Here is a 7,809-nt window from a genome sequence, read left to right as displayed (position 1 = left end):
ATGGTTTTATTATAAAGCGGTTTGCTTAAAGAAATCTTAAGAAAAGACGCTGTTTATAAGAATCGGTCTTAGGTCTGACAAAATGCATTAATCATCATTTCAAACAGTAAAATTACTTATTCCATTCTAAAGATCGTAGTTCTCACTGTCGTTCGAACTGCGTCAACTTACCTAAGTTCGTCTACGCCCCTATTGGACTTGACTCACTAAGGTACGTAGAAAAAAGCCACCGGTTTTGGTGGCTCTTATAGGGAGATTATTATGAAAAAGTTTAGGATTTTCTATCAAACAAAGTTGGGAGGTCTTCATTTGATGGTTTTATTATAAGGCTGATTTCTTAAAGAAAACTTAAGAAAAGACGCTGTTTATAAGAATCGGTCTTAGGTCTGATATTTTTTTACAACAGAAACTATTTAGATTTTTTTCAAAATAGAGTTGACAAATCTATCTGGAAGTACTAGAATCTATTTAGAAAGAAATCTAAATAGATTGGAGAAGATAGAGAATGAATTTTGCGCAAACATTTAAAGCTTTATCGAATCCGATAAGAAGAAGTATCTTAGAACTGCTAAAGGCGGGGAAATTATCTGCTGGTGATATCGCTGGCCACTTTGATGTAGCAGGAGCGACGATTTCCCATCATTTAAGCCTCCTCAAGCAGGCAGATTTAATTCGAGAGGAAAAAGAGAAGAATTTTATCTACTATGAACTCAATACTTCTGTCTTGGAGGATTTAATGGTCTGGCTCGTTGATTTGAAAGGAGACTCTACTGATGAAAACGAATAAAAAACTATTGCTATTAACTTCTATGGTGATCCTTTTCCCCATGCTTTGGGGGCTGATGATTTGGTCGCAATTGCCTAACCAAATCCCGATTCACTTCAATTTTGCTGGCCAGGCCAATAACTTCCAATCGAAACCCCTGGTTGTGTTTGGTCTTCCTATTTTCGATCTCATGGTGCATCTGTTTATGATTTTCGTGATCGGACGTGATCCTAAGAATCGCACGATGAATGAGAAAATGATCAGAGCGATTTACTGGTTGACCCCAATCGTTTCCTTAAGTACCTCCTATCTCATCTATAGCAAGGCGCTAGGATCTACTACCAATCCATCAGTTTTTGTTTCGGTGTTGCTGGGTCTCATCTTTGTGATCATGGGCAATTACATGCCGAAGCTAAAAGTGAATCACACGGTTGGAATACGTCTGCCTTGGACTTTGCAGAGTGAAGATAACTGGCACAAAACCCATCGCTTGGCAGGGAAGTTGTGGGTCCTCGGAGGTTTGATCCTTCTACTTGAAGCAGGACTTCAATTCGCACTTTCTTATGTTTTGGTGCTGGTCATCCTCGCCATTGTGGTTATCCCTATGGTGTACTCTTATCAATTAAGTCGGAAAAATCGTTAGTATGAAAAACAACCAGAGAAGAAGCCAGTCGGGAACGGTTTCTTTTCCGGTTGTTTTTGTTTGTTCATCGTTTCAAATTCAAAACGTTCAGGAAAATACGAATTTTTCGGAAAGCTTATAGTATATTCTTTACACTTGGCTACTATATTCTATTTTCAGACAGAATAGTATCTTTCTGGATAGTTGACTCAGTTTTCTTCCATTATATACTATTATTGAAGGAAAACCATTGATAAATTATAATTGTAAATAAAATATTTAAAGTAATTTCCCTATTTCGCTTAAACTTATTCATATTTTATGAAATTAATCAGTAGATATCGTTCTGAAAATCCTTGGTATTACATTGTTTTTAGTCCAACTGAAACCCATGCTTTCCAAACCAGGTCTTAAGAAAGCTCGTAAAGCATCACAATTATCAAAACGTTAATCAACACGCTTATATCAACGTTTACAGACATTTAAGAAATTTCTCTTGGATGTCTTTTTTTGTCTAGCTAAATTTTACAAATTGGGCAATTTAGGTTACTCAATAATATAAAAAGGATAAAAATTTAAAGTTCGAATTTTAATTTTAAAAAAAGTAATTATTATTGAATATCTGTTCAAACATTTTTTTCTAAGGTTAATATAAGTATATATACTTTAAAAAAGGAAGTCAAACATCTTGCTCATAGATTTTTGCATTTTTAAAAAATACATTTTGTCATATAATAATGTGGAAAATTGACGGATTCCTTACATAATCATATAATATGAATATGTAAACCCTTACATACTATTCTACTTATACTTGATAAAATGCAAGTTCTTGAGGATCTATAAATATATAGACACTCTTCTATTTATAAAGTGAAATAAAGAATCACGGAGAAAGTTTATGGATATTAAAGAGACATTCAACCAGCTAGACAATACAAAATTTAATGATTTCAATAATCGCCTTGAAGGTTTTGAGAAACTTTTTAAAGACAAATATTATTTTACCCATCCCGAAGATTTTAGCTCAATCTTTAGCATTTTGGTAAAGTATGGAAAAAGTACAAGTAAATATATTTTATCGAAAGGAGAGATATATGAGTGAAATAGTTATTAATGCTCAGAATTTATCTAAAAATTTTTATAATTTTGATTCAAGACTCCCATTTATCAAGAGATTTTTGAAACGTAATCAAATAACGATTCGAGCTGTTCAAGATATTAGTTTTACGATTAAGAGAGGGAGTATAGTTGGCTTTATTGGGAGTAATGGAGCTGGTAAATCCACAACGATTAAAATGTTGACTGGGACTCTTTATCCTAGTTCCGGAAAATTAGAAGTGAATGGAGAAATTCCATTTAAAAGAAGTATAAATTTTAGAAAAAAAATTTCAATAGTAGTAGGAAATAAATTACAGTTATTTCAAGATGTTTCGGCTATGGATTATTTTCAATTGATTGGTACTTTATATGAGGTAGAACCGGCGATTTTACAAGAACGAATTCAGGAATTAAGCAATTTGTTGAATGTAAAAGATCAGCTTTACCAGCAGGTCCGGACCCTCTCTCTTGGACAAAAAATGAAAATGGAGTTTATCGCGGCATCTTTAACAAGTCCGGAAATATTATTTTTAGACGAGCCTACTATAGGGTTAGATATACAGTCTAAAAAAGATATCAGAACATTTTTAAAGAAAATGAATGAAGAATGTCATACTACTATTATTTTAACGAGTCATGATATGGATGATATTTCGTCTGTTTGTGACGAATTAATCGTCATTGACAAAGGAAAAATTATTTTGCAGGAGTCAATGGATGTTATTTTATCTAAATTTTCTGATTTTAAATATTTAAAGATAAAAATGACATTAGATTTGGTACCAGAGTTATGCTCTGTTAAAGGAGTAGTAGTCATTTCTCAAACAAAATCGGAATGTATACTAAAAATACCTAGAGATTTTGTCTTTGAGACATTAGAATCAATCAATAAGCTTGTAGATATAGAAGATTTTGAAATATCAAATCTTTCTTTAGAAGAAATTATTTTACAAAACTATTTTACAAAAAAGGAGCACAATTGAAAAAAGAAATGTCTATTATTCTGATATCATTTCGATCTATTTTGAACTATAAATCAAGTGTACTATTGTTAATGTTACAGGCAAGTATACAAATTATGATATCAGTATTTTTATGGACGTATATATATCAGAGTAACCAGATAAATATAGCAGGATATGATTTTACCTCAATGGTTCAATACTATTTGGGGACTATAATTTTTTCATATTTTGTTTTTTATCCAGTTGATTGGGAAATCAATGACGATGTTCATTCAGGAAATTTTTTTAGCATATTAATAAAACCTGTTACTTTTTATAAGTATTATTTTTGTAAAATGCTTGGAGATAGGCTTGCTCATTTATTATTTATCATCATTCCTGTCATTTTATTCTCCAGTGTTTATTACAAGAATGAGTTATTAACCATTGAAATTCTTATTTTAGGAAGTATTGCAATTATTCTATCTATGGTTCTATGGTTTTTAATATCATGTTGTGTAGGTATGCTTTCTTTTTGGTTAGAAAATATATTTTTTGTCCTTACTGTTAAAGAAATAGTAATTCAGTTTTTATCAGGAATATTATTGCCTTTAAGTTTTTTTTCAAATAATTTTCGTCTGTTTTTAGATGTATTACCTTTTAAATACTTAGTATATGAACCGCTTCAGATGTTTAGTAATGATACATATAAATTAATAGACTATTTGAGAATTATTTGTATTCAATTGATTTGGTGCATCATTTTTTATATTATATCAAGATTCATATTGAGAAAAGGAGTGGAGCACTTCTCAAATGTGGGAGGATAAAATGTTTAGAATAAAAGTAATTTTTAGGCTACTTCATTTTGGTTTTAAATCTGATATGAATTTTCATTTTGACTTCTTTTGTGGTCTATTTTCGTCGATACTGTGGATTGGTTTACCTATTGTATTTTTTAGATTGATTTTCTTAAACATAGACTCTTTTAATGGTTGGGACTATTATCAAATTTTATTTTTGGTAGGTTCCTACACTATTGTAGATGGAGTTATGATGGGATTGTTAATTAGAAGTATGGGAATTTTAGAATCAGATATTTTGAGTGGTAACTTGGATCAAATTTTATTGAGGCCGTTTGATACTCAGTTGTTCTATATTTTTAGATCATTTAATTTAGTTCAATTCGTGAATACTTTTTTTGGTCTTGCGATCATTTTTATAAGTTATGGAAATTTAAATGTACATTTAAATTCATTAAAAATATTATTTTATATCCTTTCTTTAATGTGTGGTTGTATTATATATTATTCAATTTGGTTTCTAATAACGATTAGTTCATTTTGGTTCCCAACTAAATTTTCAAAAGTAGATGTATTTTTGAATTATATTGGAATTTCTAAGTATCCATATAATATTTTTACAGGTATTAACAGATTGATCACTATGTTATTTGTTCCCAATTTATTAATTGCCAATCCTGCAGTATTAATATTTTTAGGGAAAGATACATTGAACCTATTTTTCTATCAAATAGTTTTTACAGTTTTTTTGATTATTATCAGTCGTACAATTTTTAGAAAAGGATTGAAAAAATATGAAAGTGCAGGAAGATAAACAATGTTGTTCAGTTATATGTTTGACTAAAGGAAGTGATTCGCTGTACTTTGTTTTGTGGTCATTGAAACATCAGATAATTATAAACTATAATTTAAAGAATAGTATTATTAACTTATAGGTGCTAAGAAAAAATTTAAAGAAATTCCCTCATTCAATCAAACTTATTCATATTTTTTAAAATAAGAAAATAGTTGGATTTTGATGATGGTTGATATAAAGCTAAACTGAAAGTACCTGAAATCCAACTGTGTCAAACCAGGTCATACGATCTGTGAGAAAAAGAACACATAACAAAAAGAGGAGCTTCACAATAAAGTTCCTCTTCTTTTATATATCCGAATCATTATTCTTATTTCAAAAAAGGTAGTGATTCGGTTGATTTATATTGCAATGTAGTGAAATTTAGAATTTCAAGAATCGCTTAAAATCAAGGTTTCTAACATCTATTGACGTGTAGTGAACCCCTATTTCACCTCTGTAAACACAACGTGTTTGCGAAGTTTTGGTGAGTATTTCTTCAATTGAAGACGGTCTGGAGTGTTACGTTTGTTTTTAGAAGTAAGGTACAAGCGTTCACCAGATTCTTTGTGTTCAAGTGTAATATTTACGCGCATGGTATCTCCCTTCTATTATTCAGCTGATGCAGCTTTAGCGATCTTACGTCCTTTGTAGTATCCTTTAAGTGATACACGGTGTGAACGTGAGTAATCTCCAGTTGCTTCGTCAAAGTTTACAGATGGAGCTGTTACTTTGTAGTGCGTACGACGTTTGTTTTTCTTCGCTTTTGATGTGCGACGTGCAGGTACTGCCATTTCGTTATTCTCCTTTTAAGATATAAATTCAATTAGGTTTGATTTTCATCAACTTTAACAGTATAACAAAACTTTTTTGTAAAGTAAAGTTACTTGACAAAAAAATTGAAATTTTTGGGAAAAGTTTCTTCTCCCTAGTTGATCTCAAAGTTTGGATCTGTCTTTGGGCCTTCTTTTATGCTATAATGGTAAAAAATGAAACGAGAGGAATGACATGACAGAATTAGACAAACGCCATCGTAGTAGTGTCTACGATAGCATGGTAAAATCTCCCAACCGTGCCATGCTTCGTGCGACGGGAATGACCGATGAAAGTTTTGAGAAACCGATTGTCGGAGTGATTTCGACATGGGCGGAAAATACCCCTTGTAACATCCACCTCCACGATTTTGGAAAATTGGCCAAAGAAGGTGTGAAAGATGCAGGTGCTTGGCCGGTTCAATTTGGGACCATTACGGTTGCCGATGGGATCGCTATGGGAACGCCTGGGATGCGCTTCTCCTTGACTTCTCGCGATATCATTGCAGACTCTATCGAAGCTGCTATGGGCGGTCACAACGTGGATGCCTTTGTAGCCATCGGTGGCTGTGATAAGAACATGCCTGGTTCTATGATCGCCATTGCCAATATGGATATCCCTGCGATCTTTGCCTATGGTGGTACCATTGCCCCAGGTAATCTGAACGGCAAGGATATCGACTTGGTGTCTGTTTTCGAAGGAATTGGGAAATGGAATCACGGCGATATGACCGCTGAAGAAGTGAAGCAATTGGAATGTAATGCTTGCCCTGGCCCTGGTGGCTGTGGTGGGATGTATACGGCTAACACCATGGCGACAGCGATTGAGGTCCTTGGGTTGAGCTTACCAGGTTCCTCTTCTCACCCTGCTGAATCAGCGGATAAAAAAGCCGATATCGAAGAAGCAGGTCGTGCTGTTGTCAAGATGCTGGAAATGGGACTCAAACCATCGGATATCTTGACCCGTGAAGCCTTTGAAGATGCCATTACTGTCACCATGGCGCTGGGTGGTTCTACCAATGCAACTCTTCACTTGCTTGCGATCGCTCACGCGGCTAACGTGGACTTGACCCTGGAAGACTTCAACGATTTCCAAGAGCGCGTGCCTCATTTGGCGGACTTGAAACCTTCAGGGAAATATGTCTTCCAAGACCTTTACAATGTCGGTGGTGTGCCAGCCGTCATGAAATACCTTCTTAAGAATGGTTTCCTTCATGGAGATCGCATCACATGTACTGGTAAGACTGTTGCTGAGAACTTGGAAGCCTTCGCTGATTTGACACCGGGTCAAAAAGTCATCATGCCACTTGAAAATCCGAAACGTGCCGATGGTCCATTGATCATCTTGAAAGGGAACTTGGCTCCAGAAGGGGCGGTTGCCAAAGTATCAGGTGTGAAAGTTCGTAACATCACGGGCCCTGCTAAGGTCTTTGACTCAGAAGAAGCTGCCATTGAAGCCGTTCTTTCGGACGAAATCGTGGATGGCGACGTTGTCGTTGTTCGTTTCGTAGGTCCTAAGGGTGGTCCTGGTATGCCGGAAATGCTGTCCTTGTCATCTATGATCGTTGGGAAAGGCCAAGGAGACAAGGTAGCCCTCTTGACAGACGGACGATTCTCTGGTGGGACTTACGGTCTCGTTGTCGGTCACATTGCGCCTGAAGCTCAGGTCGGTGGCCCAATCGCCTACCTCCACACTGGGGACATGGTAACGGTTGACCAAGATACCAAAGAAATCACCATGCACGTTTCAGACGAAGAGTTAGCGAAACGTAAAGCTGAAACAACCTTGCCACCACTGTATAGCCGTGGGGTTCTGGGTAAATATGCCCACATCGTTTCTTCAGCATCACGTGGTGCTGTAACCGACTTCTGGAATATGGAACAGTCTGGTAAACAGTAATTGCAAGGACGACTTTGTTCAAAGAG

The 7,809-nt window shown here is 34.9% G+C and carries 9 protein-coding genes; 7 read left to right on the top strand and 2 right to left on the bottom strand.

Translation table 11 applies throughout. The features are described from left to right. The first annotated feature begins 505 nt into the window (after window positions 1-505). From SPADD19_RS09895 to SPADD19_RS09870, 6 genes are all read left to right on the top strand, one after another. Window positions 506-787, top strand: coding sequence for an autorepressor SdpR family transcription factor (locus SPADD19_RS09895; protein ID WP_003009465.1), 282 nt, complete (start codon window positions 506-508; stop codon window positions 785-787). After that, window positions 774-1,409: an SdpI family protein gene (locus SPADD19_RS09890; RefSeq protein WP_061455895.1), complete on the top strand. Its 636-nt coding sequence runs from the start codon at window positions 774-776 to the stop codon at window positions 1,407-1,409. Before SPADD19_RS09895 ends, SPADD19_RS09890 begins: the two co-directional genes overlap by 14 nt. Before the next feature lie 880 nt (window positions 1,410-2,289). After that, on the top strand, window positions 2,290-2,493 hold the full coding sequence (locus tag SPADD19_RS09885) for a hypothetical protein (protein ID WP_003010127.1): 204 nt from the start codon (window positions 2,290-2,292) through the stop codon (window positions 2,491-2,493). After that, complete coding sequence (locus SPADD19_RS09880) at window positions 2,486-3,472, top strand: ABC transporter ATP-binding protein (protein WP_003010129.1); 987 nt, start codon at window positions 2,486-2,488, stop codon at window positions 3,470-3,472. Before SPADD19_RS09885 ends, SPADD19_RS09880 begins: the two co-directional genes overlap by 8 nt. Next, window positions 3,469-4,263 carry an ABC transporter permease gene (locus tag SPADD19_RS09875; RefSeq protein ID WP_003013825.1) on the top strand — a complete coding sequence of 265 codons (795 nt, stop codon included), beginning with the start codon at window positions 3,469-3,471 and terminating at the stop codon, window positions 4,261-4,263. The genes SPADD19_RS09880 and SPADD19_RS09875 overlap by 4 nt, the downstream gene beginning before the upstream one ends. 1 nt (window position 4,264) lies before the next feature. Then, complete coding sequence (locus SPADD19_RS09870; protein ID WP_003013947.1) at window positions 4,265-5,050, top strand: ABC transporter permease; 786 nt, start codon at window positions 4,265-4,267, stop codon at window positions 5,048-5,050. Window positions 5,051-5,517: 467 nt separating this feature from the next. Here the strand turns inward: SPADD19_RS09870 and rpmG are convergent, their stop codons facing one another. Beyond that, the gene (rpmG, locus tag SPADD19_RS09865; RefSeq protein WP_001265622.1) at window positions 5,518-5,667 is read right to left on the bottom strand and encodes a 50S ribosomal protein L33; all 150 of its coding nucleotides are present in this window, start codon (window positions 5,665-5,667) and stop codon (window positions 5,518-5,520) included. Between the two features lie 15 nt (window positions 5,668-5,682). Next, a complete protein-coding gene (gene rpmF / locus SPADD19_RS09860) occupies window positions 5,683-5,865 on the bottom strand; it encodes a 50S ribosomal protein L32 (protein ID WP_003009516.1) in 183 nt (60 codons plus the stop codon). Window positions 5,866-6,079: 214 nt separating this feature from the next. Between rpmF and ilvD the strand changes: the two genes are divergently transcribed. Next, window positions 6,080-7,783 (top strand): dihydroxy-acid dehydratase, encoded by a 1,704-nt coding sequence (ilvD, locus tag SPADD19_RS09855; protein ID WP_061455894.1) that lies wholly within the window; start codon window positions 6,080-6,082, stop codon window positions 7,781-7,783. Window positions 7,784-7,809 lie beyond the last annotated feature (26 nt).

The sequence above is a fragment of the Streptococcus parasanguinis genome, assembly GCF_001578955.1.
In the GTDB taxonomy this organism is placed as follows: Bacteria; Bacillota; Bacilli; order Lactobacillales; family Streptococcaceae; genus Streptococcus; species Streptococcus parasanguinis_U.
This window is presented reverse-complemented; position numbering and strand designations above follow the sequence as displayed.

Coding starts and splice junctions, on each gene's coding strand:
- SPADD19_RS09895 (WP_003009465.1), top strand. CDS start 506: ATGAATTTTGCGCAAACATTTAAAGCTTTATCGAATCCGATAAGAAGA.
- SPADD19_RS09885 (WP_003010127.1), top strand. CDS start 2,290: ATGGATATTAAAGAGACATTCAACCAGCTAGACAATACAAAATTTAAT.
- ilvD (WP_061455894.1), top strand. CDS start 6,080: ATGACAGAATTAGACAAACGCCATCGTAGTAGTGTCTACGATAGCATG.
- SPADD19_RS09880 (WP_003010129.1), top strand. CDS start 2,486: ATGAGTGAAATAGTTATTAATGCTCAGAATTTATCTAAAAATTTTTAT.
- SPADD19_RS09870 (WP_003013947.1), top strand. CDS start 4,265: ATGTTTAGAATAAAAGTAATTTTTAGGCTACTTCATTTTGGTTTTAAA.
- rpmG (WP_001265622.1), bottom strand. CDS start 5,667: ATGCGCGTAAATATTACACTTGAACACAAAGAATCTGGTGAACGCTTG.
- rpmF (WP_003009516.1), bottom strand. CDS start 5,865: ATGGCAGTACCTGCACGTCGCACATCAAAAGCGAAGAAAAACAAACGT.
- SPADD19_RS09890 (WP_061455895.1), top strand. CDS start 774: ATGAAAACGAATAAAAAACTATTGCTATTAACTTCTATGGTGATCCTT.